Source organism: Marinobacterium rhizophilum (assembly GCF_024397915.1).
GTDB classification, from domain to species: Bacteria; Pseudomonadota; Gammaproteobacteria; order Pseudomonadales; family Balneatricaceae; genus Marinobacterium_A; species Marinobacterium_A rhizophilum_A.
In genome coordinates, this window is sequence record NZ_CP073347.1 from 4,522,153 (window position 1) to 4,546,893 (window position 24,741).

The window sequence follows — 24,741 nt, forward strand, 5'->3', positions numbered from 1 at the left end:
TTTTACTTTTACTGCGCCATGTTGCACATCAGTGTCCAGGCATAATCGTTTCTTATAGGTAGAAGCTGATTGCCGCTGTTTTCATCAATATATCTTTTAGCTGTCACGGGTTTTTAATTTTCCCTCTTTAGACTTTTGGCCATAGATAACTAACTCTTGCTGCATTTTTTTTTGTTGAGCAGTAACCGAGCAGGCAGTGATATATGTCGAATAAAGTCATACTTGTAGTACTGGATGGCCTGGAATATAACGTCGGGCGACAGTGTATGGGTTTTTTGCAGGCGCTCTGTGAGCAGGGCAAGGCGACCCTGTATAAAGTGCAGTCGGAATTACCGTCCATGTCTCGTCCGCTGTACGAGACTATCCTCACGGGCACCGTGCCTGCAGAAAACGGTATTGTGCATAACCAGGTTGTGCGTCGTTCCAGTCAGCAGAGTATTTTCAGCCTGGCGCGTCAGCAGGGTCTTACAACGGCGGCAGCGGCGTACCACTGGATCAGTGAGCTATACAACCGTGCACCCTATGATGCTGTGCGTGATCGTCATACCGATGATCCCGAGCTGCTGATTCAGCATGGCTGCTTTTACCACGAAGATCATTATCCAGACAGTCACCTGTATCTGGATGCCGAATGGTTAAGGCGCCGCTACGACCCAGACTTCCTGTTCGTACACCCGATGAATATCGACGATGCCGGTCACCGCTCAGGGTATGACAGCTCGCACTACCGCAATACCGCCCGCCACTCGGATATGGCGCTGTCGGATCACCTGCCTGCCTGGCTGGATGCCGGTTACCAGGTGCTGGTGACGTCTGATCACGGCATGAACAACGACAAGAGTCACGGTGGCATTTTGCCCGAAGAGCGTGAAGTGCCGTTGTACGTGATCGGGCAGGCTTTTTCCCACCAGTCAGACTGCACGCCCAGCCAGGTCGATATCTGCGGTGTCGTTTGTACGTTACTGGGTATCAAGGATCACGCTAAAACTGTCAGCGACAAACTGCTGGCGTTGCCCTCACACAATGCAGGGCAGTACTGATGGCACTGGCGATTTTCGATCTGGATGAAACTCTGGTGGCGTGCGACAGCTGCTCTGAATTCAGCAAGTTTATGGTGGCTCAAGGGCTGGCAGGCCCGGCATTTGATGTACGGCATCGGCAGATGATGGCGCTCTATGGTTCGCAGCAGCTGGTATTGAGTGACTATATCCGCTTCTTTCTGGCGCCGCTTTCGGCGTTGAGCTGCAGTGATATCCAGGATTTGTTACCCGGGTTTGTCGAGCAGTACATCGTTCCAAAAATCTATCCGCAGGCGTTACAGACACTGGGCGAGATGAGGGCCCAGGGGCACCGTGTGCTGATAGTGTCGGCGACTGCCGAGTTTATTGTGCGTGCTATTGCCACAAAACTGGGGGTTGAGGATGTACTGGCAATTGAACTGGCGGTAGAGAAAAACCACTACAGCGGCGAAATAAAAGGTGTGCCGACCTTCCGTGAAGGCAAGGTCATTCGGCTGCAGCGGTGGCTGAGCGAACAGAATGAAACCATGGACGGGGCCTATTTCTACAGCGACTCCATTAACGATCTGCCGCTACTTGAGCAGGTCGACTACCCGGTGGTGGCGAACGCAGATTTACAGCTGCAGCGCATCGCCGAAAAACGCCAGTGGCCTGCGGTGAATTGGGCCGGGACCTATCCAGAAAACGAACAAGCATTTTGCGTTACACCTCTAGAATCTCAGGAGACAACCCATGTCTAAATTTCTGATCGCCGGTGCAGCTGCATTGATGACAGGTAACGTCCTGGCGGCCTGCCCGAGCGTTGTCGGCCACGATGCTGGTGGGAAATATCCACACCTGTTCGAAAAAGTCGAGTTTGAAACCCAGCATGGCTGCCAGCTGGATTTCAGCGAAAACCCGCAGATAAAGGCGCTGAACAGCCGTATTGCCGGTAACCCGGAATTAAAACCCTTGGCCCAGCGCCTGCCGCAGGAGCCGCTGGTGATTGCGCCTTACCAGACGATTGGTCAGTACGGTGGTGTGCTGAACGGTATTTCCAAGGCGACAGAGTCGGGCACCTCGGACCTTCTGTCTGTGCGTCACGTGAACCTGGTGCGTTACAGCGATGACCTGGCGACGGTGGTGCCAAATGTCGCCAAGGCCTGGCAGTGGAATGATGACTTTACGGTCCTGAAGGTTGAACTGCGCAAAGGCCACAAGTGGTCCGACGGCGCGGCCTTTACTGCCGAGGATATTGCGTTCTGGTACAACCACATGGTTATCGACAGCAATATCATCGAAGAGCCCAAATCACGCTTCCTGTCTGCCGGCAAACCCATCAAGGTAGAAGCGCTGGACGCCACTACGGTTCAGTTCACCATGAACGAGCCGTCACCGGGCTTCCTCGACAACTTTGCCCTGGACTATGCTCAGCCGTTCCAGCCCAGGCACTTGCTGGAGCAGTTCCATCCTGAATTCAGCAAGGATGCGGACGAGAAGGCCAGGGCACTGGGTTTTGACAACGGCTATGCCGTGATCAACTTCTACTACGGCCAGTCTGACTGGAAAGACATTCCCACACCGCTACTGAAGGACAAGGCGGCATCGGATCGTCTGCTTGAAGGCGGTTTCACTGCCATTGCACCCACGCTGGAGTCCCACCTGGTTGTTGAAGAGTCACTGGAAGGTCGCCGCCTGGTTGCCAATCCCTATTTCTTCCAGGTTGATACTGCCGGTAACCAGTTGCCCTACATTAACGAAATTGCCGAGGTGTTCATCGGTGATGAAGACATCCAGACAGCCAAGCTGATTGCCGGCGAAGTGGATTACAAGGCCCAGGCGGTTAACCTGCCGCAAGCGCCCGTACTGCTGGAAAACAAGGACAAGGGGAACTACGAGATTGCGCTGCGTCCCACCATCGCGCAGACCTCTTTTGCCTTTAACCTGACCGACAAGGACGAAGAGAAGCGTGCGGTATTCAATGACGTAAACTTCCGTCGTGCCATGTCGGTTGCCATTAACCGTGACCAGATTAACGAAATCGCCTATTTCGGTCTGGGCAAGCCGATGCAGTACACCGCCTTTGATGCCGATACATCACCCTTTGTCACCGAAGAGCTGCAGCAAAGCTGGACACAGTTCGATCAGAACAAAGCCAGGCAGTTGCTGGATGAAGCCGGTGTGGTCGATAAAAACGGTGATGGCCTGCGTGACCTGCCTTCCGGTAAAAAGTTTGAGCTGAACATCCAGTACGCCACTCAGGGCACACCCACCGAAGTGGTTGAAATTGTTGCCAATAACTGGAGTGAAGTCGGTGTTAAAAGCACCATCAAGGAAGTGACGTCGGATGAGTATCGCAACTCCCAGACAGCCAATGACCTGAGCGTACTCAGCTGGGTAATGGGCCGTCCATTGGCGATGATTGCCGGCAATACAGAAACGCTGGTGCCCCCTTACGGCAACTTCTTCGATCTGCGTACCGGCATGCTGTGGGCGCAGCACCGTGAAACCAACGGTGCCGAGGGTGTCGCTCCGCCAGCCTCCGTGGAGGAAATGAAACAGCTGACAGACCGTTTCGTGACCTTGAAAGCCGGTTCCGATGAATCCAACGCGCTGGGTCTGGAGATTGCGAAGCGCGTCGTTGATGATCTGTACATCATCGGCACCGTCAAGGCGGTGACTCCGGTCTACCGCAGCCGTGCGCTGGGCAACTTCGAACTGCCCAGGACATCTTCATACGAGTTCTACCGCATGTACCCGTACCTCCCGTCCCAGTGGTTCCTGGGCAACGAGGACATGGCGAAGAACTAAGGCAGGCCCATGGTAAAAAAGGAGGGGCGCTGCCTCTCCTTTTTTGTTGTACCAACCCAGATCTGAGCTTGCCACCCTGTGCCGGGGAGGTCACGGCACAGGGTTAGTTTTTTCTGTATTCGGAGTCCCGTTGCGATGACCGATTTCCTTGCCAATACCTGGCTGTTATGGATTCTGCTGAGCGTTGCGGCAGTGCTGTTTTGGCGCAGCCGTAGCAGCCAGTATTTTCAGTATGTGTTCAACCGTTACTTGCTTGCCCTGCTGACGTTGCTGATCGTGAGCGGCATTGTCTTTTCGTTGATGGAAGTGCTGCCGGGCGACTGTGCAGAAAAATACATCGCCTATAAAAATACCCAGGGTGAAACCATTACCCAGGCAGATATCGATGCTGAACGCGCCCGCATGGGGCTGGATCGCTCTCTGGCGGTACGCTGGGGTAGCTGGGTAACGGATCTGACGCTGCGTGGTGATTTGGGCTTTAGCTGCGCCAAGCGCCAGTCAGTGAATCTGGCGCTGGGTGAGCGTTTCTGGATGAGTTTGGGGTTCTGTCTTGCCGGTTTGCTGTTTGCCTACCTGATTGCCGTACCTTTTGGCATCCTGTCGGCCTACATGATCAACAAGCCCTGGGTGGATACAAACCCGCAGCACAGCCCTCGTGAGCGTGCTTTCAACACCCTGGGCCTGGTCGTTAATAAAGTGCTGGACCTGGTGTTGCGCGTTGTCAGTTACCTGGGCCTGGCGCTGCCCAACTTCCTGCTGGCCCTGACCATTATCCTGTTGTACGTCTTTGCCGGTGAGCCGATGCCAACCGGGCTGTATTCAGAGCAGTGGCGCACTGTGCCCTGGTTCTCCGATGAGGGTTTCTCGTTCGGCAAGCTGAACGATTTTCTCGGCCATATCTGGCTACCGATTTTTGTCATTGGCTGGTCTGCCACGGCGCTGCAGCTGCAAACCGTACGGGCACTGGTTGTGGATGAGTCCAACAAGCTTTACGTCGATGCCGCCAGGGCACGGGGGGTGCAGGGCGTGGCGCTCTGGGCCGGTTATCCGGTACGGCATTCAATCAGTCCCCTGTTTAACAGTGTAGGTTTTGATTTTCAGCGTATTTTCAACGACCTGCCGATTGTTGCCATGGTAATAGGCCTGACCGACGCCGCGGCTCTGCTGATTGAAGCACTGTCCATGACCAATGATCAGGAACTGGCTGCCGCCATTCTGTTCCTGGTTGCACTGGTGGTTATCAGCATGAACTTTGTAACCGACATAGTACTGGCGGCCATCGATCCGCGGGTGCGTAAAAGTGTACTGGGGAGTTAAAAATGCAGGCATTTTTAGCGCGTCTTGGCCGCAACAGAAAACCGGCCGATAGTGAAAATGACGCTTACTACACCGCCGGTCAACTGGCGCTCATCAAGGCCCGTTTCAGACACAAAACCAGCGGTATGGTGGCCGGCTGTATTCTGGCGACCTTTATCCTGCTGGGTTTTTTCGCGTCATTTTTCGCGCCGGTTGATCCGACCATTCGCGGTGCAGACGCGGAGTATCGTCGAGGTGCGCCGCAGCTGGTGTACTTCTGGGACGAAAATGGCTTTTCATGGCGCCCTTTTACCTACACCTATAGCAAGGAAAAAAAGCAGCTGGATCTCAAGGCGCTGGCCGGCGGTGATCTTAATGCACTGGATGCGCTGACCTCCAGCGGTGCCCTGAGCTCATCCAGTCAGAACAAGTTCACGGAGGACAGGCAGCAGCGCCGGTATTTGCAGTTTTTCGTCAAGGGCTGGGAATACAGCCTGATCGACTTGAGCGTCGCCGGGCTGAATCTTGACCTGCGCTGGGACCGCCATCTGTTCGGCGTTGAACAGGGGCAAATCCACCTGATGGGCACCGATGAAGATGGCAAGGATGTGCTCAGCCGTACCCTGCATGCGATCTGGATCACGGTCAGCATCGCTATCGTCGCACTGATCGTGAAACTGTTCACGTCGTTGCTGGTGGGGGGCGTCAGTGGCTACTTTGGTGGTCGCATTGACTCGGTTTTGATGAGTATCACCGAAGCGGTGCGGGTCATTCCGTCAATACCGGTGTACCTGGCCTGCGCGGTTGCCCTGTCGCAGATGGATTTGACGTCGGTGCAGCGCTATTTCGCCATTGCCGTCCTCATTGGTGCGCTGGACTTCGCCACCCTGGGGCGCCGTTTGCGTACCCATATTCTGATGGAGCGAAATCAGGATTATGTGCTGGCGGCACAGCTGTGTGGATCCAGCAGTTCGCGCATTATCTGGCGTCACCTGATCCCGAGTTTTACCAGTTACATTATCGTCGACACGCTGATCAACTTCCCGTACGTGATCCTGGCGGAAACAAGCCTGAGCTTCCTGGGCCTGGGGCTGACCGAGCCGGTGAACAGTCTTGGGGTCTTGCTGCAAAAAGCGCAGGACCCGGATATTCAGCAGAACATGATCTGGCAGTTCTTCCCGGTCGTGGTCTTTGTTGCCCTGATCATGGCGTTTGTTTTTGTGGGTGATGCATTGCGTGATGCGGCTGACCCTTACGCGGAGAAAAAATAGCATGATAATTCAGAGTCACTCGCGCAACCTGCTTGAAATCCGTGATCTGACCATCGACTTCAATACCGATGAGGGCCTGGTCCGGGCTGTTGATCAGGTCAGTCTTTCCATTCGGCCAGGTGAAGTCATGGGGCTGGTGGGTGAGAGCGGTTCCGGCAAGTCGATGACCGCCAAGAGCATTATGCAATTGACACCACGCAATGCGCTGATTCAGCAGCCCAGCCAGTTGCGCCTGCGACAGGATGATCAGGACATCGATATTCTGCGACTGCGGGGCAGGGACTTGCGCAAGGTCCGCGGCGGGCTGGTGTCGATGATCTTTCAGGAGCCGATGGCCAGCTTTGCACCGGCCATGCGCATTGGTGACCAGATCATCGAAACCATGCAGATTCATCTGGGCTGCACTAGGGATCAGGCCCGGCGCTCGGGGATCGAGCTGTTTGAACGCGTTGGCATTACACAGCCGGAAAAGCGTTTCGATCAGTATGTATTTGAACTCTCTGGTGGCATGCGCCAGCGGGCGATGATCGCCATGGCACTCTCCACCCGGCCAAAGCTGCTGATCGCCGATGAACCGACAACAGCACTGGACGTTACCATTCAGGCGCAGGTGCTGGAGCTGATGCGCGAGCTGCGCGAACAGATGGGCATGGCAATGCTGTTTATCACCCACGACCTTGGCGTCATTTCAAAAATTGCCGATAACGTTACGGTGATGCGCAAGGGGCAGGTGGTGGAAGCCGGCAGTACCCGACAGGTGCTGTTCAAGCCTGAACATGACTACACCAAACGCCTGCTGGATGCCTTGCCGCACCTGAATGACTTGCCGCCGGCACCGGCCCATACGCCGGCGCCATTGTTGAGCGTCAGGGACTTGTCCATCACCTATCCCATTGCCGGCGGCGGGCGCAAGGCAGAGCTGTTTACGGCCGTTAAAAAAATGTCGCTCGATTTGCCAAGGGGGCAGATTATCGGGCTGGTGGGGGAAAGTGGCTCCGGGAAAACGTCACTGGGCAAGGCATTGCTTGGGGCTGCACCGATTAGCAAGGGAAGCGTGCAATACCACGATAGCCCGGAGGAACTGCACTTTGGTGAGGGCCGGCGTCTGAAACGCAGGCACCTGTCAGCAACGGCACAGATGATATTCCAGGACCCGCACAGTTCGTTGAATCCACGCATGACGGTGAGGGATATCATTGCCGAACCGCTGGAGGCGATGAAACTGACACGAAATCGCGAAGAAACAGACCTGCGGGTGATCGAAGTGGCAAAGCGTTGCCATATCGATGTCGCGCACCTGCGCCGTTTCCCCCATGCCTTTTCCGGTGGCCAGCGTCAGCGGATCAGTATTGCCCGGGCGCTGGTATGCGAGCCCAAATTTATTGTTGCCGATGAGTCTGTGGCGGCGCTGGATGTGTCCATTCAGGCTGAAATACTGACACTGTTGAAACAGTTGCGTGAAGATCTTGGCCTGACCATTCTGTTTATCTCCCACGATCTAAGCGTCATTGCCAACCTCTGTGACCATGTGTGCGTGATGAAACAGGGTGAGCTGGTGGAGCAGGGCTCGGTGCGGCAAATATTCCTGGCTCCGCAGCAGCCCTACACGCGGCAGTTAATCGCATCAATCCCGCTGCTGGAGCAGCCTGGGGATATTTGCACGGATTTACCGCCTGCGATGGCAGAGCCCGTAACCATGATGGCGAAGAGTGCCTAGGATGGACTACAGCCTGGCAGAAATACGGGCCTTCAATGCCGCGATTCAGTGCGGGAATTTTACCCGTGCAGCGCAACAGCTCAATGTGAGCCAGCCTGCGATTACCGCACAGATTCGCAAGCTGGAATCGCGTTTTGCCCATCCCTTGCTGGAGCGTTTCAGCAAAGGTATCTGTGCGACCGAATTGGGCCAGCAGCTTTATCGAATCACCTGCCAATACCAGGATTTGCAAGGTGCGATAGCCGTTTTGGCCAATCCCGACACGCTGCCCGAGGATGTGACCCTGGGTGTTGCTACCGCATCTCCGCTGGTGTTCATGCCGCTGATTGCCGAGTTCAGTCGCATCTTCCCGGATGTCACGCTGAAAATAACCACGGCGACAACAACACAATGCAAGCAGCTGGTGCACAGTCGCGAGGTGGATATTGGCCTGTTCCCGCAGCAGCTGGCCGAGCCTGGTGTATCACGCTTTGCCTTCACTTCCCATGGTTTGATGGCCGTGCTCAAGCACGATCACCCGCTGGCACAGCAGGCCGATATCAGCGTGCATCAATTGGCGGGTCAGCCACTTATTTTCTATAAACCCGAAGCCTGCACCCAGCAATTACTGGAAGTGCTGTTTCGCCACAACGGTTATAACCCGCAGGCCCAGGTACGAGTGGATGGTCGCATGGATATGTGTGAAGCCGTGAGCTATGGCCTGGGAGTGGGTTTCTCCTTTGCCAAGGATATTCGCCCCGATAAGCGACTGCGTATTCTGCCCGTGAGAGAAGCAGTGGATGAGGTGGTCGAACATGTGGTCTGGTTGAAAAACCGCAGTACGCTGCCCGGTATTCGCGATTTTATTCGCCTGGCGCTGGAGCAGAGTGGTTTTGGTATAGACCAGGATAGTGAGCAAGGGGAACTGGTATAGGCGCTGTTGGATGGCTCAGCGTCGCGTTCAGAGGCTGGTATCGTAGGCCTGGTATTCCACCTGGATGATCTCGTACCAGGCTTCACTGCCGTTGGGCTTTTGCAGTGACACTTCATCGCCGACCGATTTCTTCAGCAGCAGGCGTGCCAGCGGCGAGTCGACGCTGATGTAGCCCAGGGCCGCATCAATTTCATCGGCGCCGACGATGCGGTAGCGGTGCTGCCGGTCGTCCTCGTCGGCCAGCGTGACCCAGGCGCCAAAGAAAACACAGCTTTGATCCTCCGGAACCCGGTCAACCACCGTCATGTCATCCAGGCGCTTTGAGAGGTAGCGCACACGGCGGTCGATTTCGCGCAGCTGCTTCTTGCCATAGATGTACTCGGCGTTCTCGGAGCGATCACCCTGGGCGGCGGCTTCGCGTACCGATTCGGTAATAGCCGGGCGCTTGACGCGCCACAGGTATTTCAGCTCTTCGTTCAGCTTCTGATAGCCTTCGGCGGTGATATAGGAGGCGCTGCGCGGTTGTGCGGGTCGCCACCGGCTCATGCGAGCTTTCCTGGTGTGTTCAAGGCCTGTCCTCAGGTGCAATAGACTCAAGAGCCTGAGATTGTAGCCCGATGCGAGCTGAAAAGAGACTGCCTGATGGCTGGAAATACAGAGGGTGTGCGTGTAACGGCCCCGCAGCGCTGCGGGGCCGGCTGAAAGGCGGCGGCAGTTACTGACGGCTGGCGGTGGCCACGTAGTGCGCCACGGCCTTGATCTGCTCGGCTGACAGCAATTCTTCGAAGGCCGGCATGATGCCCACGCCGCCGCTGACGGCATTGCTCACCTGTTCGGCGGTGGGCTTGAGGTCATCCAGCTTGGGGCCGATTGCACCGCTGGAGCCGGCGTCATTCAGGGTATGGCAGACGGTGCAGGAAGGCTGGGCCTGCTGCTGGAAAACTTCCTTGCCCTGATCGAACAGTTCATCGGCCAGGATGGGACCGGACATCAGGCTGGCACAGGTGGCCAGGGTCAATATCATGCGCATGCTTGGGGTACTCGGTTTGCTGCTTGAAGTCGCCGCAGCCCCCGGTGGAGTGCTGCGGCTGTGGATACTTAGCTGACGGTCAGGGTGACGCCGTGGTCGCTCCAGCTGGTATTGCCGTAACCGCGTTCGTTCTCGGTGCGGTTCTGTGGCTGGATGTTGCCCTGGGCATCGGTCGCGCGGCTGACGATACGGTATTCACCCGGCGCCAGGTCGACTGAAAGCGCGAACGGGCGCCAGGCAAAGCGGCCCATGTCCGGGCCGAGCAGCTGCGCGTCGAGCCAGGTTTTGCCGCCATCAACGGAGACTTCCACCTTGTCGAGCGGGTTGTTGCCACCAAAGGCAACGCCGTGAATCCTGCTGTGACCCTGGCGGGTTTTTTCCAGCGGTGCAGTCACCCAGGACTTGACCGGCATTTCCCACATGGACGGCTGGTCCGGAGCGCCCTTAACACCCACATCGCGGATACGGTAGCCAGAGGCCTGTATCTTGGCGTCGGTCTGGCTTTCGGTGAAGGCCACCTGCTTGACGTATTTCACGTTGTTGACGCCGTAGTAGCCAGGAATAACCAGGCGCAGCGGGCCGCCGTGGGTCAGGGGCAGGGCTTCGTCGTTGAGCTCCCAGGCCAGTATCGCCTGGTCCAGTGCACGGGTGGGAATGGAGCGCTCGACCATGATGGTTTTCGGGTCCAGGCCCGCCGGCAGGGCTTCACCGCCCGTACCGGTGATGTATTCCATGCCTTCCTTAACGCCGCCGAGTTGTGCCACCACGTCACGCAGGGGAACACCGGTCCAGACCACGCAGCCGGCGGCACCGGTGCCCCACTGGGTACCGCCCGGGCCATGGGTAAAGAACTGGCGGCCATTGCCGGAGCACTGCAGTACCGCGGTCACGGATTCAATACCGATTTCTTTCAGTTCGGCAAGCGTGAGGGTGGCCGGGTTGTTAACGCCTTCGATACGCACTTCCCAGGCATCGCGATCTGCGACAATTTCCGCGCCCGGAGCCGGCAGGTTGTTGCGTACGTACAGGTGCTTGCTGGGCGTGACCACGCCGCTGCCGATGGCGCCACGCCGGGTTTCCAGGGTGTTGGCGCTGTGCACGATAACGGCGCTTTCGTCTTTCCAGTTGGCATAGTCGGGCAGGGCGGACTTGGGCGCTTCGGCAGTGGCAGCACGGGACAGGGGGGCAAGCCCCATCAGGCCAACCGAGGCCAGGGCGCTGGTGCTTCCCACCAGCAAACTGCGACGGCTAAGGCGGGTTTGCGTTGTGTTGTCGGTGTTTTTCTTGGAGGTCGACATGGCTTTTCCTTGGTTGTTGGTCTCAGTGTCGAAGCGGATTCAGGGGTGTTCCAAAGTGCCCGCGTCAGAGGATAAATTCGCGCCGATGCGGCAGCGCATCGGCCGGTCCGACCACGAGAAGCCCTGCCCCCTCAAGCGGCAGTGCCAGCACTTCCAGTGCTTGCGCCCGGATGCGGTAGTCGCCGAAATCGGCGATGGCCTGGCGTACATCGGGGTTGCGGTAAAACACGTTTTCGGTGATGCGGTACTCGATTATCAGGTGCTCGCCCCGTTGCAGCGCAAAGGCCTCGGCGGGTTCGCCGCCAACCCGGGTTTTCCAGCTGGCAACCAGTTTGCAGCCGGCCAGCCGGGCGGGCAGGTCCACCTCTGGGCGGGCGTTCTGTGGTGCCAGTGCCGCCTGGGGCAGGTTCTGATATTCCTGCAGTACGTCGTTCATCATGGGGATCTGCTTCGATGTCATGACGCCTGGCAGCAGCATGGCGGCGATGAGCACCAGCGCCAGGGCCCAGCCGGTGGCGCCGAAAACAAAGGGCTGAACCAAGCGTGCGGGCCAGGACGGGAGCCGTAGCCAGCGACGTCGGCCCGGTGCTGGGCGGGGCGGGGCGTTGTCGATCACGGCATCGAGCCTGCGGTGCTGTTCGGATGACAGGCGCTGGGTCGCCACCTGCTGCAGTCGCAGGCTCAGGCTTTGCTGGCGCGCCACCTCGGCACGGCACTCGTCGCAGCCGGCCAGGTGGGCTTCGAAGACAAGAGCCTGCTGCGGCTCCAGCTCGCCGTCGACGTAACCTGGCAGCCAGGTTTGCAGCTGCGAGTGCAGTTCCAACAGGCGTTCGTTCATGCGGTCGCCCTGGTTGTCAGATGGTGTCATCGACAGACTCCCGAATTTTTGGGGTGCCGGCGGGCGTGCTCTGTGGCTGCACGGCGCCGTTTTTAATCAGCAGGCCCGCGAGCAGGCGCCGCCCCCTGGACAGCCGGCTCATGACGGTGCCGCTGGGCAGGTCCAATGCGAGTCCCAGATCCTGATAGCTCAGGCCTTCGATGTCCCGCAGCATGACGACCTGGCGAAAGGCGTCAGGCAGTGCCTGGATCGCGGCGATTACCTGTTCATCACTCTGGTTTTGCATAATCTGCTCAAAGGGCCCTGGCGCCGCGCAGGGGTGATCCTGCAGCAGGTTGTCATCGTTGATCATCAGCATGGGAGCCAGGCGGTGTCGGCGCGCGTCACGGCGATTGTCATCGGCGACCACGCGATTGAGGATTCGCAGCAGCCAGGCATAGACGGCGACTGTATCGGTGAGCTGGTCGAAGTCGCGCCAGGCGCGCAGTAGCGTTTCCTGGATCCAGTCCTCGGCGATATCCTGGCTGCGGGTCTGGCGCCGGGCGACGCTGAACAGCCGGTCACGCCAGGGGCGGGTCAGAGACTGAAACTGCTGTTTTTGGCGGGCGTGATCCATGAGTTTTCCTGAGCCTGGCCATACATCCGTTACGCGTTCTGACATAGGGCGTCATCAGGCGCGGGCTTATTCCCGATTTAAGCCATTTTTTGTATATCGACATCGAAAGTCTCACTTTGTACGCCAGTGGGCCCTTAGCGCAAAGGCCCAAATGGCTGACTCGCTTGGTGCCACGGCGACTGGGCGCTAAAGTCCCGGGCCTAGTGGCCGATACAGGGTTTATCCGCAGCCGTTTGATATCCCATGCATACCGACCCGATTCAAAACCGCATCGAAACCTACACCACCGGTCTTACGCCGGCGGTGCAGTCAGGTAATGGCGCTGAATTTTCGCTGCTGCTGAGTCTCATATCGGTCAATCAGCAACAGTACCGGCCGCTATTGTCGCTGCCTGCTGCCGATGCCGGTCCGCAGGCCGAGGCGGCGTTCCCTGACCCCAACCGGTTCTATACCCCTGAACTCACCGAGCAGCTGAATCAGGCGGTGAGTTCGCAACACACCGGTGACTTCGCCATGCTGCGCAGCTATCTGGATACCGCGGCGCGCACGCCGACGCAGGCACGCCAGGCGCAGGATCAGTTTGAACAGGTGGCGCTGATGTCCAGCGGGCGACTGATGCTTGACCAGATCGCCGGCTCCCGGCTGCAGCTGTCGGCCTGAGCCTAAGGTTACGGCCTCAAGGCTTGCTTCTGTCCCTGTCCCGTTTAGACTGCCGCTCCAGGATAAAGCGACTGATGCGAGAGGCCAGGGACAGATGAGTACAAAATCACAGGGGCGGGCGCTGGTATTGGGGCTTGGCGCTGTCTTGTTATGGTCGACCGTAGCCACGGCGTTCAAGCTGGCGCTGGCCCACCTGACGCCACTGCAGCTGCTGGCGGTCGCCTCCATCGTATCGACCCTGGTGCTGGTTGTTGCCATTAGCCTGCAGCGGCGCTGGGGCGAGCTGGCACGGGCCTGGCAGCACAATCGCTGGCGCTATCTGGGCCTCGGCTTTTTAAATCCCTTCTTCTATTACCTGGTGCTGTTCAAGGCATATGACCTCTTGCCGGCGCAGCAGGCGCAGCCGCTCAACTACACCTGGGCGCTGACGCTGTCACTGCTGGCGGTACCCTTGCTCGGCCAGCGCCTGCACGGGCGCGACTTCGTGGCCATGCTGCTGGGTTATGTCGGGGTGCTGGTCATCGCCACCCGCGGTGATATCCTGGCGCTGCAGTTCGACAGTCCGCTTGGTGTGGCGCTGGCGCTGGGCAGTACCGTGCTCTGGGCGCTCTACTGGATTTACAACGCGCGCAGCGAGGATGCACCCGTGGTGGGGCTGCTGCTGTGCTTTCTGTGCGGCTTGCCCTGGGTGCTGGCCACCGCCTGGATCAGCGATGGCCTGCCAGCGAGCTGGAGCGGGGTGGGTGCCGCTGTCTATGTGGGGCTGTTCGAGATGGGCATCACCTTTATGCTCTGGCTTTCGGCGCTGAAGACCGCCACCCATGCCAGCCGTATCGGTAACCTGATCTTCCTGTCACCCTTCCTGTCGTTGATCTTTATTGCCCAGGTACTGGGCGAATCCATTCATCCGTCGGTTTATCCCGGCCTGATGCTGATCGTCGGTGGCGTGATCCTGCAGCAGTGGAGGCGGCGCTAGCCGCCTGTCGGACTTAACGCTGATTTACTCGGCTCGGGCATCCTGCTTCGCCCTGCCTCCTGAGTCCATGCAGTTGTGCGGAAACGCCGAATATCTTCGGTGATGAGGGGGCCTTTATGCTTACTTTCTATAGAACCGCTATTCACAAGCTAGATCCCTGTAGCTTGCCCTGTGGGCAGCTACCGCTGTGTAAATCGGCAATCCTGCCGATTTATCGCCTCAAAAGAGCCCAAAAGCTGCCTCACTCAGTTGCCGGGAGTGATTGAAAGTGCCAATCCCGAAGGGGTGAAGCACATGGATGTACTGAACAGAACGGATTATCCCTCGCTACGGCCAGCCAAGCCGGCGCGCCTTCGCTCAGAAGTCGACGGTGACCGCATTTGAGCAGCTCGCGTCGTCCTGAATGCAGACTCTGTATTCGTAGGACGCGTTACCCCGGCTACCGGTGCTATCGGTATAGTTGCCGCCCGTCACGGCATCGACCACTGTGCCGTCGCGCAGTACTTCAAAGGTGGTGGCCGGCGTGCCGTCCCACTCGAGGTCGACCCTGTGCCGTCCTTTCACCTTGTAGCCCGTCGCTATCAGGGTGATTGCGACCGGTTCCTCCGCGTCCGGTTCGGTCTCGCCGCCGTCTATGGAGACATTGAAGCTGGACAGCACAGCATCGATGGGATTTGCAAAGGTGCGTGTCGAGCTGCCGGCAAACAGCAGTGCGACAGGGTTGCGGTCGGCGTCATCGGTGACGATCAGTGACCCGGAGTCGCCGCCGGCACTGAAGGTGCCGGGATCGATGCCGATCTGGTCGGTGAAAAGGGCATATTTTGAACAGACCAGCAGGGTTCCTTCGTAGCAGACATTCAGGGTTACACTGATTTCGGTGACCCTGCCCGACGTGCAGCCCGTCGTTCTGCCGCACTTCTGTACGGGTTGATCTAGAAAAGCCGCCTGAGTGTCTGAACTGGGAGTGCCGTAGCCGTTCGACAGGGTAGCAGTACCCAACAGGTCCGAATCGGTCAGGGCTATGGCGGCATCGACAATATTGTCGCCGCCGGAAAAGTCGATCGGCACATAATCGTAGAGGCTGCCGATCTTGTCGGCGGGCAAGGTGCCCCCGTCGAGGCTGCCTGGCTGCATGACGCTATCCTTGTGGACTCGGGTGTCGTTGCTGTCGGCGAAAACGTGATTGTTGCTCAACGCGTAGAGGTTGCCGGCGTCATCCTTGACACGGGCGCCGATGGTGCCGGCGGTGACATCCGGGTGGCCCGCCGAGATACCTATGGGTACCGGGCGGGGATAGCGTGCGGCGGGATCCGGTTCGTTGCTGAATAGCGCGATGGCCCTGCCGGTGACCTCGAGCTGAACCGGAATGCCGGCCAGATTCCGGGGGAGGTCCGGTATGCCGGCCCTGTCGGTGAAGATTCTCAGTACCGGGCGGCCATCGGCGCCTATCCCGATACCGGTTCCCACGACACCCGGCGTCGTCATCAGGCGCCTGCTGTGCCAGCTCTGGACATCGACTGCGGCGCGGACCAGCGGGTGCCAGGTATCGAACGTCGGGGCGCCCTGTCCGGCGGCGGCAATGGCTTGACTAACCAGGCTGCCGGTCATCAGGGACAACGCCAGTGCCGCCAAGACCAGAATCCGCTTCGCCCCCTGGAATATCGAGTGGTTCATGACTTCACTCCGTCTGATGCGTGACTCGGGCGGCGGGAAAGACTGCGCGACCTGTTGCGTCGGGATCGTTCGATAGCCTCGCCGCTATTTGCTATCCGGATAGCAGCAAAGGTTGCGCCAGTTTTTTAAGTGTTTGATTTGGCGTAGGTATTAACGAGGCTAAATCGCAAGGCGGGTTAAATATGTAAATGATATGGAACAGGTTGCCCGGTGCCGGTGTTTCACCGGGTTGGCAGTGTTACATTCACTTGATAGGTTTGGCCGGGAGCTGACCGCGAAAGGCCGTAATTGGGGGGAATGCAGGATGTTCTGCTGCACAATGGGAGCTGTTAAAAAACTGAAACAGCCTGGCGCTCACCCAGTCGTGAGCGGAAGAGGGGCGGCCGGGGCCGCCCTGATTCGAAGCCGAAAAGTCAGTGATGATGTGCGTTTACTTGTTAACGGCGCCGTGAACCTCCCAGGCACTCAGGGTGCCTTTGCCCAGCAATGCGCTGGCCGCCGAGTTGCCGCCGTATCCGACAACTTCGCCGTTTTCTTCAAGCAGGGCATAGGCCTCGATGGTATGTGAGCCAGAGCCTATATTGTAGGACAGGAAGTTGAAGGTGCTGGCCTGGGTGGTATCCAGTATCAGCCCGATCTCTTCATCCGTGAAGGTGCACTCGTCGGCCGAAATGATGCCGTCTATCACACCGTCCAGGACGCCATCCTCGCAGCTTTCCAGCACGCCGCCCAGCACGGCCCAGAGTTCCTGATAGCGGCGGTCGAAGGTGACGGCACCCGGTGCGGCCAGCTTGCCGTCGACGTAGACTTTCATTCTGATCGCGGCGTCGGCGATCGAGGTGCTCTTGGAGCCCTTCTGGCCCTTGACGGACGTCTCGGTCATGAGCATCGTTTCGAAGGACAGCCCGATAATGAGGTCCTTCGGTGTTCCCGAATTCGCCAGTACCGTCGACAGCACCTTGCAGTAGCCGTCGGCGTCACAGTCTCCGCCGTTGGTCAGGGCCGCTGCGCCGATGAAGCCCCCGGCACCATCGTAGAATGCCGAGGCGGTATTGTCGGCAAAGGCGGTCGGTACCGCCATAAGAGTACTAGCTGCCAGTGCAAGGCCGGTCAGTTTCATTGTTTTCAGTAGAGTTTCCTGTTTGTCTTTGTAGCTTTGCATGAGATTAGTCCTTCTGTTTTATATTCATGCACATTAGGGATTTTCAGACATTCCCGTATTTAGGATGCAGAAATAGTGGCGGTATACTTTTTTATAGGGCTCCACTGGGAGTCTGGTCCTGGACCTAATATCCGGACCGGGGCGAGAAGTCATCGTCACTATGTAAAAACAACTCTAGTACAGCCTGTAAAGATATGAATACAGAATCGCAGTCATCGCGCCTGAGTTAATGGATATATGTTTCATTTTTGAAGCACTTTTATTTAAATCAATAACTTATGGCTCATGATTTTTTTTTGATTACTTTATAATGGCGTTGATTCTGTTTCAGATTGCGTACAGCGGTTTACAAGTGTTAATTTAGGTTTACAGTTGTAAACCATTGAATTTTCCTATTTCGGTACCAGTAGCGAAAACTTACTTTATATATTGTGTTTGTTTTCGACGGAGGTCTGGATCTGTTTTCCGGTAATACTTTCAGGCTACAAAGACGGGTATCGTACTTCGGAATTGAATTCGCAGGGCATCTCGAAAAACCTCGCACGCCGGCAGTATTTATAACTTGCCGGACGAACAGATGGAGTATCAGTAGGCGGATCGTATGGGTTACCAAGGTTGTTGCGAGTTGACGCATGTTAGCTATATGCCGGATAGAACCGAGACCGGGACACTGTAAAACGGGAAGGGTGAAGCTTTCGAGCAGGGGCTTGACCCTTATAACAGCCGCCAGGATGTCTAAGCCGATCGCGGTTATGTCAGCCAGGCGCGGACAGCGGCACTCAAGCAGAGCGGCAACGGCTCTCGAATCCAGCGCAAAGGTGCGCGTCACCGGTCATTATCCGAGCCCCAGCAGTTGTGCATTCACCGCACCTCCAGGACCCGAGTCCGCGTCGAGCATGTGTTCGGCACGATCAACCACATGGGGGCATGCTGACTCGAGCACGGCGTTCAGGGCCGTGCCAACGTTAAAATGACGCTGATGGCTACCTGATACAACCTGAAACGGCTGGTGAATTTTCGCCGCACTGGAGTTGAGGCATCCTTAGGACCGTCGGGGGGCGAATGGCACCATGCCGGCGTGATTTGCACGCTGAACCGCATCAATTTGATGAAATGAATCTTCGTGCGTCGGGAAATTGGACCTGTTCCCGTCGCTTTGATGTATTTGGTTTTTCGGTTCAGTCTACATCTGCGGTTGATCGAGGTTCCGCTTGGTCAGCATGCCTGTGCCTGTGGCGCGAATTCTAGTGTCTTCTCGCAGCGACATGGTTGGAGTCCATTGTTGAATATAGCCTCGATAAGGCTACAGTTGGTAGTACACCGGGGCCTGGTTAACGTCAGTGCATGCCTCGCTGTGATCCGCAGGGGCTCTGGAATCCGTCGTATGGGCCGGCAGTTTTGGCCATGATTGCGCATCCTGTCAGGGCAGCTTTTTGGAGCTTGCCGCCGATTTGAGACACTGGTTTATGCCCGTTAAAGCTGTTTCACTGGGTGCCGGTGACAAGGAGAAACATGATAATGAAAATGACAAAAAACCTTTTGGGTCTTAATGGTGTGGCCCTGGCAGCCGCCTTGCTGGTGGTGCCTCCCGTACTGGATTCCGTAACAGGTCTGGGCACCGGCTCAAGCGTCTTCGCCAAAAACGGTGAAGGCAATGGTAACGGTAACGGCGGCGGTAATGGCGGTGGTAACGGCAACGGCGGCGGTAACAGCAACAGTGCCGAGAGTCGTGACAGCAATGGTAACGGTCATGGTAACAGCCAGGCCTCGTCCCGTTCCGGCAAGTCAGACAAGGGCGCCAAAAGCGAGCACAAGTCCCTGGGCAACAACCACGGCGCCATTGCCAGCGCCCTGGGCAGCCTGAACGCGGCCCATGCCTCGGCCAATGCGCGGCTGAATGCCAATCCCAACTCCCGCGTGGGCCTGATCGCGCAGTACGAGCAGGCGGTACTCGATGGACGTACACTGAGCACTGAACTCTCGCAAATCGAAGAGACCCTGGCGGATCTGCAGTCGCAGCGGGATGCGCTGGAGACGACCGATACGACGCAGTTGAGCGAGGATATTGCGGCTCTGGAAGCCGAGATTCAGAGCCAGCTCGAGGCGGACCCGGACGCCGATGTTGCCCAGCTGCAAAGTGATCTGGCAGATCTGCAGACCGAACTTGACGAGATTAATACTGCGAACGCAGAGGTTGAATCGCAAGCGGCCGAGCTTGATGCTGAAATTGCTGCGCAGCAAACACGCCAGGCTGAGGCTGAGGCGGAACTCGCCGCGGCGGCCGAAGCGGAAGCCGAAGCGCTGGCCGCAGCGGCCAACAAGTACGATAGCGCGGACGACGTACCTGATGAAGTGGTGGCCGAGCTGCAGTCACTGCTTGGCATTACCGAGGAGAGTGCTGAAGCAGACGTGACGCTATAGCCTGATGCAATAAGCCGTGATGATAAAAAACAGCGCCTTCGGGCGCTGTTTTGCGTTGTTGCGGCCGCGTATTCTCAAACGGCTGAGCGGGGGCGCTATTGCGACAGGGCACGCAGGCGCAGCAGGTCGGCATTGTCGGGTGCGCCGCCACGGGGCAGGGCATGGGCATTGCGAAATGCATCCAGGGCACGGCTGCTGGCAGGCCCCCAAAGACCATCGGCGGGCCCCGGGTTGTATCCCTGCTGTTTCAGTTGTTGCTGGGTGTAGGTGGCACCGGCCAGTCCCAGCGCACGTTTTTGAGCGGAGCCTGCCCGGTCGCTGGCATTCTGGCGCTGGGCTGCGTTGCTGTCGTGGTAGAGCCGGGCGCTGACGGTCTGTATCAGCGGGTTGCTGTCTATCCGTGAGGCCTGGTCGGCCCAGTACCAGGCAAGGCCCGGGTCTGTCGGAACACCGATGCCGGCGCGGTAGCAGACTGCCAGCTCGAGCATGGCCTGGCTATGCCCGTTGGCGGCGGCCAGGCCCAGCAGAAGGGCGCCCCAGGCCCTGTCCTGGTCGACACCCTGACCCTTGAGGTACAGCTTGCCCAGCTGGAAGGTGGCGCCGATATGACCGTCGCGGTTGGCGACTTCCAGCCAGCGGGCGGCACTGGCATCATCCGCTGCAACGCCTCTGCCGGTCAGGTAGCCCATGCCCGCCATGTAGGCGGCATTGGCGGAGCCCAGGCGTGCCGCCTGCCTGAAGGACTGCATGCCGCGGGCATAGTCCTGGGTGACACCCACGCCCTGGGTGTAGTGCAGACCTTCGCGGTAGTGCTGCTCGGCCTTTTCCGGATCTGCCGGCAGGGTGCCGATGGGCAGGGGCAGGGCCGAGCAGCCTGCCAGCCCGAGTACGGCTGCGCAAAGCAGGCTTAGTGGCTTCGGTGCTATTCGGTACGCCATTGAATTTTCTCGGGTTGGCCGGTGGCAATCTGCCACCATTCATCGGGGTCCTGGCCGTTGCTCCAGCCGGCGGCAATGCAGCGTACTTCCGTTGCCAGGGCGGCGAAGGCGTCCAGGGCGCAGTCCAGATCCTTGGCCCAGGGCGTGCGGTCAGACTTGAACCAGATGCTGGTCCAGGCCTTGCCGACCACCTTCTGGTGGATCATCACTTCCACGGGGGCTGCGTTCATGGTGCAGCTGTATTCGTAGATCAGCCCCTGGTTGAAGCGCTTTTCGAGGCCGGTGCAGTGGCGGGTAATCCACTCTTCCAGTTGTTCGAGGGAGCAGTTTTTGACGTAGATCTCGATATCGGGGTGGCGTGGATCAGTCATGGTTTCGATCGTCGTTTAGGAATCGGTAAAGGCGCAGCAGGCTCAGGCTGAGATAGCCGGCGGCTGCCAGTATGCTGCCGGCCCCACTGAGGATCAACCCGAGCAGCGCCAGCAGTTCCTGCTGCCAGGAGGCGGCGAGCAGGAATTCGGCCGCTACTATCAGGCCAATGCCGGGAGCGAAAAGGCCGAACCCGAGCAGTAAAAGTAGCAGGTTTTGTTGTGGCTTGTTGGCGCGGCGCAGCAGCCACTGCTTGATCAGGGTGCGCTTCACCGGCGCTTGAGCACGGCAAGGTTCACGTCCAGCGTCAGCTCGAGCTGCGTCAGCGCCGCCAGGGCGTCCCGCGCGGCGGGGGCCAGGCGCTGGCTGTGGGGAGTCATGCCCAGCAGGGTCTGGATGCTGTCGTTGTCGCTCAGGGTGAAGCGGTACTGTACCGCCTGCTGCCCCTCCAGGCTGAACAGGTCGCTCAGCTGCGTGAGCGGATCATAGGCCGAGGGCCGAACGTCAGTGTAGATATGCCGACGCAGCTCGATCAGGTGCTCATCTCCGGGCCAGGCCAGCAGCAGCAGGCCGCCCGGTTTCAGGACCTGGGCCATCGGTTCTGGCATCAGGCGGCTGAACAGCAGGGTAATGGCGTCCAGCGAGGCCGCTGGCAACGGGATGTCGGCGCCGGAGGCGACCAGCCAGCGGGCGCTGCGGCTGCGCTGGCAGGCGGCCCGTACCGCGTGCTTGGAAATATCCAGCCCGGTGAGGGCGGCATCGATCCCGGCGCATTGCAGCGCCTGTTCCAGCCGGGCGCTGTAATAACCCTCGCCACAGCCCAGGTCCAGCAACTCGAGCGGTGTGTTTCGCCCGGCCAGCGCCTGACTCAGCAGAGCGTTGATCCGATCGGACAGCAATGCATAGTGGCCCTGGTCCAGAAAGGCACGCCTGGCCTGCACCATGGCGGCATTGTCACCGGGGTCCAGCGAGCGCTTGCGCTGGACCAGCAGCAGGTTCCAGTAGCCCTGGCGGGCCTGGTCGTAGCTGTGGCCATTGCCGCAGCGCAGTTGGCCGGGCTGCTCGTCCAGCGGCTCCCGGCACAGCGGGCAGGCCAGCTGGATCATCGGGCCAGCAGCCTCGCCAGGATGTTTTCGTACAGGTCCGACAGGGTATCCAGGTCCTTGGCACTGACCCGTTCGTTCAGCTTGTGGATGGTGGCGTTGCAGGGGCCAAGTTCTACCACCTGGGCGCCGGTGGGGGCGATAAAGCGTCCATCCGAGGTGCCGCCCGAGGTCGACAGCTCCGTTTCCAGCCCGGTGATGGCGGAGATCGCCTGCTGGCAGGCCTCCACCAAGTCGCCGGCGGCGGTCAGGAAGGGGTTGCCGGACAGAATCCAGTCGATATCCCAGTCAAGCTGATGCTTGTCGAGGATGTCCCGCACCCGTGCCTTGAGCTCGTCGCTGGTGACTTCGGTCGAGAATCGAAAGTTGAAGGCCACATCCAGGTGTCCCGGGACCACGTTGGTGGCGCCGGTGCCGGCGTTGATATTGGAAATCTGGAAGCTGGTGGGCGGGAAGAATTCGTTGCCCTGATCCCAGACCTCGGCGGCCAGTTCAGCCAGGGCCGGCGCCGCCAGGTGGATCGGGTTCTTCACCAGGTGCGGGTAGGCCACATGGCCCTGCACGCCCTGTACCTTGAGGCTGCCGCTGAGGGAGCCGCGACGGCCGTTCTTGATGACATCGCCGACCTTGTGGGTGCTGGAGGGCTCGCCGACGATGCACCAGGTGATTTTTTCATTGCGGGCTTCCAGGTGATCGATCACCCGGGTGGTGCCGTTGATGAAGGGGCCTTCCTCGTCGCTGGTGATCAGCAGGGCGAGGGAGCCCTTGTGGTCGGGATGGTTGTGGACAAAGCGCTCCAGCGCCGTCACGAAAGCGGCCAGGCTGCCTTTCATGTCCGCGGCGCCACGTCCGCACAGCATGCCTTCGCTGATCTGCGGCTCGAACGGCGGGAACTGCCACTGCTCTACCGGGCCCGTGGGCACCACATCGGTGTGGCCGGCAAAACAGAGCACGGGGCCGGCATCGCCACGTCGGGCCCAGAAATTCAGGGTGTCTTCGAAATGCAGGCGCTCGATTTTGAACCCAATGGCTTCAAGACGGGCAATCATCAGCTCCTGGCAACCGGCATCCTCGGGGGTAACGGAGGCACGGCTGATCAGGTCGCTGGCGAGCTGGAGAGTCGGAGACAGTTGGGTCATGGCAGTGTGAGTCCGGAATCGAAGAGGGGAAAGGTGGCGGGCCCCGGGGCAGGCGCAGTGCCTGCCCCGGGGCGTCAAGGGCCGGGTCTTAGTTGTGCTTGTGCAGATCGGCGTTGAGCTCGATGGCGCTCTTGTTGGTCTTGGCTTCGATGCGACCGGTGAGCGAGTTGCGACGGAACAGCATGTCCGGCTTGCCGGCCAGTTCCGATGCCTTCAGCACGGCAACCTCGTTGTTCTGGTCATCCAGCAGGGCAACCTTGGAGCTGCCGGTCAGGTACAGGCCCGCTTCGATGGTGCAGCGATCGCCCAGCGGCAGGCCGAGGCCGGCATTGGCGCCCAGCAGGCAGTTTTCACCCACGGAAATCACTACGTTGTTGCCACCGGAGAGCGTACCCATGGTGGAGCAGCCGCCGCCCAGGTCCGAACCGTTGCCAACGACGACGCCGGCCGAGATGCGGCCTTCAACCATGGAAACACCCAGGGTGCCGGCGTTGAAGTTGATGAAGCCTTCGTGCATCACGGTGGTGCCTTCGCCCACGTGGGCACCCAGGCGGATGCGCGCGGCATCACCGACACGGATACCGGCCGGCACCACGTAGTTGGTCATCTTGGGGAACTTGTCGACAGAGTGCACATCCAGCACGCGGCCCTGGGCGCGGGCGGCCAGCTGGCGTTTGGGCAGTTCATCCAGGGCAATGGCGCCTTCCGTGGTCCAGGCGACGTTGGGCAGCTTGCCGAACATGCCGGCCAGGTTCAGTCCGTGGGGCTTGACCAGGCGGTGGGACAGCAGGCTGAGCTTGAGGTAGACCTCGGCCGTGGTGGCGGGCTCTGCGTCGGTTTCCAGGATGCACAGCACCAGCGGCTGGCGGGTGCCTTCGAGCACCTCGACGATTTCCGCCTGGTCTTCGGCATCCACCGACAGGAAGGCCGCTTCCAGCGCCTTGAGCTGCGCCTGTTCGATTTCCAGCGTCTGGTTGCCGCCGGTGTAGCCGACTGCCGTGGCAACGGCGCTGATCATCTCGGCCGGTGCGTTCAGCAGCGGGGTGTTGTAGTACACCTCGAGCCACTCACCGCTGGCGGATTTGGTGCCAATGCCCAGGCCGAATGCAAAATTTGTCATGCTGTTACTCCGTAATCGTTTGAAAATTCGTGTATGGCTCAGCTTTGGAGCCAGGTCGCGTAGTCGGCGGTCTTGAAGCCCAGGTGGCGAGCCTTGCCGGTATCCAGCAGGGGCCGCTTGATCATGGCCGGATGCTGCAGCATCAGCGCGATGGCACTGGCTTCATCGATACTGTTCTTGACGCTGTCTGGCTGGGTGCGCCAGGTGGTGCCGCGCTTGTTCAGCAGCGCTTCCCAGCCCAGCTCCGCCGCCCAGCTTTCCAGCTGGGCACGCTCCAGGCCATCGACCCGGTAATCGTGAAAGCGGTACTCGATGCTGCTGCTTTCAAGCCAGTTGCGGGCTTTCTTGATGGTGTCGCAGTTCTTGATTCCGTACAGGCAGATCATGCAGG

At 59.0% G+C, this 24,741-nt stretch carries 24 protein-coding genes; 10 read left to right on the top strand and 14 right to left on the bottom strand.

The features are described 5' to 3' along the window. The first annotated feature begins 203 nt into the window (after window positions 1-203). The 7 genes from KDW95_RS20430 (at window position 204) to KDW95_RS20460 (ending at window position 9,006) form a co-directional block, all read left to right on the top strand. The gene (locus KDW95_RS20430; RefSeq protein ID WP_255853603.1) at window positions 204-1,040 is read left to right on the top strand and encodes an alkaline phosphatase family protein; all 837 of its coding nucleotides are present in this window, start codon (window positions 204-206) and stop codon (window positions 1,038-1,040) included. Beyond that, window positions 1,040-1,759: an HAD family hydrolase gene (locus tag KDW95_RS20435; protein WP_255853604.1), complete on the top strand. Its 720-nt coding sequence runs from the start codon at window positions 1,040-1,042 to the stop codon at window positions 1,757-1,759. Before KDW95_RS20430 ends, KDW95_RS20435 begins: the two co-directional genes overlap by 1 nt. After that, window positions 1,752-3,809, top strand: a complete 2,058-nt coding sequence (locus KDW95_RS20440) for an ABC transporter substrate-binding protein (RefSeq protein ID WP_255853605.1) — start codon at window positions 1,752-1,754, stop codon at window positions 3,807-3,809. Before KDW95_RS20435 ends, KDW95_RS20440 begins: the two co-directional genes overlap by 8 nt. 135 nt (window positions 3,810-3,944) lie before the next feature. Further along, complete coding sequence (locus tag KDW95_RS20445) at window positions 3,945-5,126, top strand: ABC transporter permease (RefSeq protein WP_255853606.1); 1,182 nt, start codon at window positions 3,945-3,947, stop codon at window positions 5,124-5,126. Between the two features lie 2 nt (window positions 5,127-5,128). Then, on the top strand, window positions 5,129-6,376 hold the full coding sequence (locus tag KDW95_RS20450) for an ABC transporter permease (protein ID WP_255853607.1): 1,248 nt from the start codon (window positions 5,129-5,131) through the stop codon (window positions 6,374-6,376). Window position 6,377: 1 nt separating this feature from the next. Then, window positions 6,378-8,093, top strand: a complete 1,716-nt coding sequence (locus KDW95_RS20455) for a dipeptide ABC transporter ATP-binding protein (RefSeq protein ID WP_255853608.1) — start codon at window positions 6,378-6,380, stop codon at window positions 8,091-8,093. 1 nt (window position 8,094) lies between these two features. Then, window positions 8,095-9,006: a LysR family transcriptional regulator gene (locus KDW95_RS20460; RefSeq protein WP_255853609.1), complete on the top strand. Its 912-nt coding sequence runs from the start codon at window positions 8,095-8,097 to the stop codon at window positions 9,004-9,006. Window positions 9,007-9,033: 27 nt separating this feature from the next. Here the strand turns inward: KDW95_RS20460 and greB are convergent, their stop codons facing one another. The 5 genes from greB to KDW95_RS20485 all read right to left on the bottom strand — a co-directional run bounded on the left by greB (window position 9,034) and on the right by KDW95_RS20485 (window position 12,788). After that, complete coding sequence (gene greB, locus KDW95_RS20465) at window positions 9,034-9,552, bottom strand: transcription elongation factor GreB (protein WP_255853610.1); 519 nt, start codon at window positions 9,550-9,552, stop codon at window positions 9,034-9,036. A gap of 169 nt (window positions 9,553-9,721) precedes the next feature. Beyond that, window positions 9,722-10,036 carry a SorU family sulfite dehydrogenase c-type cytochrome subunit gene (gene sorU / locus KDW95_RS20470; RefSeq protein ID WP_255853611.1) on the bottom strand — a complete coding sequence of 105 codons (315 nt, stop codon included), beginning with the start codon at window positions 10,034-10,036 and terminating at the stop codon, window positions 9,722-9,724. Window positions 10,037-10,104: 68 nt separating this feature from the next. Further along, the gene (gene sorT / locus KDW95_RS20475; protein ID WP_255853612.1) at window positions 10,105-11,334 is read right to left on the bottom strand and encodes a SorT family sulfite dehydrogenase catalytic subunit; all 1,230 of its coding nucleotides are present in this window, start codon (window positions 11,332-11,334) and stop codon (window positions 10,105-10,107) included. A gap of 64 nt (window positions 11,335-11,398) precedes the next feature. Further along, complete coding sequence (locus KDW95_RS20480) at window positions 11,399-12,202, bottom strand: anti-sigma factor (protein ID WP_255853613.1); 804 nt, start codon at window positions 12,200-12,202, stop codon at window positions 11,399-11,401. Further along, entirely contained in the window at window positions 12,189-12,788 is a 600-nt protein-coding gene (locus KDW95_RS20485; RefSeq protein ID WP_255853614.1) for an RNA polymerase sigma factor, read from the bottom strand. The genes KDW95_RS20480 and KDW95_RS20485 overlap by 14 nt, the downstream gene beginning before the upstream one ends. Before the next feature lie 243 nt (window positions 12,789-13,031). Here KDW95_RS20485 and KDW95_RS20490 point away from each other — a divergent pair, with 243 nt between their 5' ends. Then, the gene (locus KDW95_RS20490) at window positions 13,032-13,448 is read left to right on the top strand and encodes a hypothetical protein (protein ID WP_255853615.1); all 417 of its coding nucleotides are present in this window, start codon (window positions 13,032-13,034) and stop codon (window positions 13,446-13,448) included. A gap of 94 nt (window positions 13,449-13,542) precedes the next feature. Next, complete coding sequence (locus KDW95_RS20495; RefSeq protein ID WP_255853616.1) at window positions 13,543-14,424, top strand: DMT family transporter; 882 nt, start codon at window positions 13,543-13,545, stop codon at window positions 14,422-14,424. 357 nt (window positions 14,425-14,781) lie between these two features. Here KDW95_RS20495 and KDW95_RS20500 read toward each other — a convergent pair whose 3' ends face one another. Together KDW95_RS20500 and KDW95_RS20505 are read right to left on the bottom strand one after the other, a co-directional pair. Continuing rightward, complete coding sequence (locus KDW95_RS20500; RefSeq protein ID WP_255853617.1) at window positions 14,782-16,098, bottom strand: S1 family peptidase; 1,317 nt, start codon at window positions 16,096-16,098, stop codon at window positions 14,782-14,784. 430 nt (window positions 16,099-16,528) lie between these two features. After that, window positions 16,529-17,260, bottom strand: coding sequence for a hypothetical protein (locus tag KDW95_RS20505; RefSeq protein ID WP_255853618.1), 732 nt, complete (start codon window positions 17,258-17,260; stop codon window positions 16,529-16,531). A gap of 1,518 nt (window positions 17,261-18,778) precedes the next feature. Here KDW95_RS20505 and KDW95_RS20510 point away from each other — a divergent pair. After that, window positions 18,779-19,681, top strand: a complete 903-nt coding sequence (locus KDW95_RS20510; RefSeq protein WP_255853619.1) for a hypothetical protein — start codon at window positions 18,779-18,781, stop codon at window positions 19,679-19,681. Between the two features lie 95 nt (window positions 19,682-19,776). Here the strand turns inward: KDW95_RS20510 and KDW95_RS20515 are convergent, their stop codons facing one another. The 7 genes from KDW95_RS20515 to KDW95_RS20545 form a co-directional block, all read right to left on the bottom strand. Further along, a complete protein-coding gene (locus KDW95_RS20515; RefSeq protein ID WP_255853620.1) occupies window positions 19,777-20,619 on the bottom strand; it encodes an SEL1-like repeat protein in 843 nt (280 codons plus the stop codon). Further along, window positions 20,604-20,990 carry a hypothetical protein gene (locus KDW95_RS20520; protein WP_255853621.1) on the bottom strand — a complete coding sequence of 129 codons (387 nt, stop codon included), beginning with the start codon at window positions 20,988-20,990 and terminating at the stop codon, window positions 20,604-20,606. The genes KDW95_RS20515 and KDW95_RS20520 overlap by 16 nt, the downstream gene beginning before the upstream one ends. Further along, a complete protein-coding gene (locus KDW95_RS20525; protein WP_255853622.1) occupies window positions 20,983-21,261 on the bottom strand; it encodes a hypothetical protein in 279 nt (92 codons plus the stop codon). Before KDW95_RS20525 ends, KDW95_RS20520 begins: the two co-directional genes overlap by 8 nt. Further along, window positions 21,258-22,094 (bottom strand): putative RNA methyltransferase, encoded by an 837-nt coding sequence (locus KDW95_RS20530; RefSeq protein ID WP_255853623.1) that lies wholly within the window; start codon window positions 22,092-22,094, stop codon window positions 21,258-21,260. Before KDW95_RS20530 ends, KDW95_RS20525 begins: the two co-directional genes overlap by 4 nt. Beyond that, a complete protein-coding gene (dapE, locus tag KDW95_RS20535) occupies window positions 22,091-23,230 on the bottom strand; it encodes a succinyl-diaminopimelate desuccinylase (protein WP_255853624.1) in 1,140 nt (379 codons plus the stop codon). Before dapE ends, KDW95_RS20530 begins: the two co-directional genes overlap by 4 nt. Window positions 23,231-23,318: 88 nt before the next feature. Continuing rightward, a complete protein-coding gene (gene dapD / locus KDW95_RS20540; RefSeq protein ID WP_255853625.1) occupies window positions 23,319-24,350 on the bottom strand; it encodes a 2,3,4,5-tetrahydropyridine-2,6-dicarboxylate N-succinyltransferase in 1,032 nt (343 codons plus the stop codon). Between the two features lie 38 nt (window positions 24,351-24,388). Then, on the bottom strand, window positions 24,389-24,736 hold the full coding sequence (locus tag KDW95_RS20545; protein ID WP_255853626.1) for an ArsC family reductase: 348 nt from the start codon (window positions 24,734-24,736) through the stop codon (window positions 24,389-24,391). Window positions 24,737-24,741: the final 5 nt, after the last annotated feature.

Bases quoted from the DNA above. Each gene is read 5' to 3' on its own strand.
- KDW95_RS20430 (WP_255853603.1), top strand. From the start codon at position 204: ATGTCGAATAAAGTCATACTTGTAGTACTGGATGGCCTGGAATATAAC.
- KDW95_RS20435 (WP_255853604.1), top strand. From the start codon at position 1,040: ATGGCACTGGCGATTTTCGATCTGGATGAAACTCTGGTGGCGTGCGAC.
- KDW95_RS20440 (WP_255853605.1), top strand. From the start codon at position 1,752: ATGTCTAAATTTCTGATCGCCGGTGCAGCTGCATTGATGACAGGTAAC.
- KDW95_RS20445 (WP_255853606.1), top strand. From the start codon at position 3,945: ATGACCGATTTCCTTGCCAATACCTGGCTGTTATGGATTCTGCTGAGC.
- KDW95_RS20450 (WP_255853607.1), top strand. From the start codon at position 5,129: ATGCAGGCATTTTTAGCGCGTCTTGGCCGCAACAGAAAACCGGCCGAT.
- KDW95_RS20455 (WP_255853608.1), top strand. From the start codon at position 6,378: ATGATAATTCAGAGTCACTCGCGCAACCTGCTTGAAATCCGTGATCTG.
- KDW95_RS20460 (WP_255853609.1), top strand. From the start codon at position 8,095: ATGGACTACAGCCTGGCAGAAATACGGGCCTTCAATGCCGCGATTCAG.
- greB (WP_255853610.1), bottom strand. From the start codon at position 9,552: ATGAGCCGGTGGCGACCCGCACAACCGCGCAGCGCCTCCTATATCACC.
- sorU (WP_255853611.1), bottom strand. From the start codon at position 10,036: ATGCGCATGATATTGACCCTGGCCACCTGTGCCAGCCTGATGTCCGGT.
- sorT (WP_255853612.1), bottom strand. From the start codon at position 11,334: ATGTCGACCTCCAAGAAAAACACCGACAACACAACGCAAACCCGCCTT.
- KDW95_RS20480 (WP_255853613.1), bottom strand. From the start codon at position 12,202: ATGACACCATCTGACAACCAGGGCGACCGCATGAACGAACGCCTGTTG.
- KDW95_RS20485 (WP_255853614.1), bottom strand. From the start codon at position 12,788: ATGGATCACGCCCGCCAAAAACAGCAGTTTCAGTCTCTGACCCGCCCC.
- KDW95_RS20490 (WP_255853615.1), top strand. From the start codon at position 13,032: ATGCATACCGACCCGATTCAAAACCGCATCGAAACCTACACCACCGGT.
- KDW95_RS20495 (WP_255853616.1), top strand. From the start codon at position 13,543: ATGAGTACAAAATCACAGGGGCGGGCGCTGGTATTGGGGCTTGGCGCT.
- KDW95_RS20500 (WP_255853617.1), bottom strand. From the start codon at position 16,098: ATGAACCACTCGATATTCCAGGGGGCGAAGCGGATTCTGGTCTTGGCG.
- KDW95_RS20505 (WP_255853618.1), bottom strand. From the start codon at position 17,260: ATGCAAAGCTACAAAGACAAACAGGAAACTCTACTGAAAACAATGAAA.
- KDW95_RS20510 (WP_255853619.1), top strand. From the start codon at position 18,779: ATGAAAATGACAAAAAACCTTTTGGGTCTTAATGGTGTGGCCCTGGCA.
- KDW95_RS20515 (WP_255853620.1), bottom strand. From the start codon at position 20,619: ATGGCGTACCGAATAGCACCGAAGCCACTAAGCCTGCTTTGCGCAGCC.
- KDW95_RS20520 (WP_255853621.1), bottom strand. From the start codon at position 20,990: ATGACTGATCCACGCCACCCCGATATCGAGATCTACGTCAAAAACTGC.
- KDW95_RS20530 (WP_255853623.1), bottom strand. From the start codon at position 22,094: ATGATCCAGCTGGCCTGCCCGCTGTGCCGGGAGCCGCTGGACGAGCAG.
- dapE (WP_255853624.1), bottom strand. From the start codon at position 23,230: ATGACCCAACTGTCTCCGACTCTCCAGCTCGCCAGCGACCTGATCAGC.
- dapD (WP_255853625.1), bottom strand. From the start codon at position 24,350: ATGACAAATTTTGCATTCGGCCTGGGCATTGGCACCAAATCCGCCAGC.
- KDW95_RS20545 (WP_255853626.1), bottom strand. From the start codon at position 24,736: ATGATCTGCCTGTACGGAATCAAGAACTGCGACACCATCAAGAAAGCC.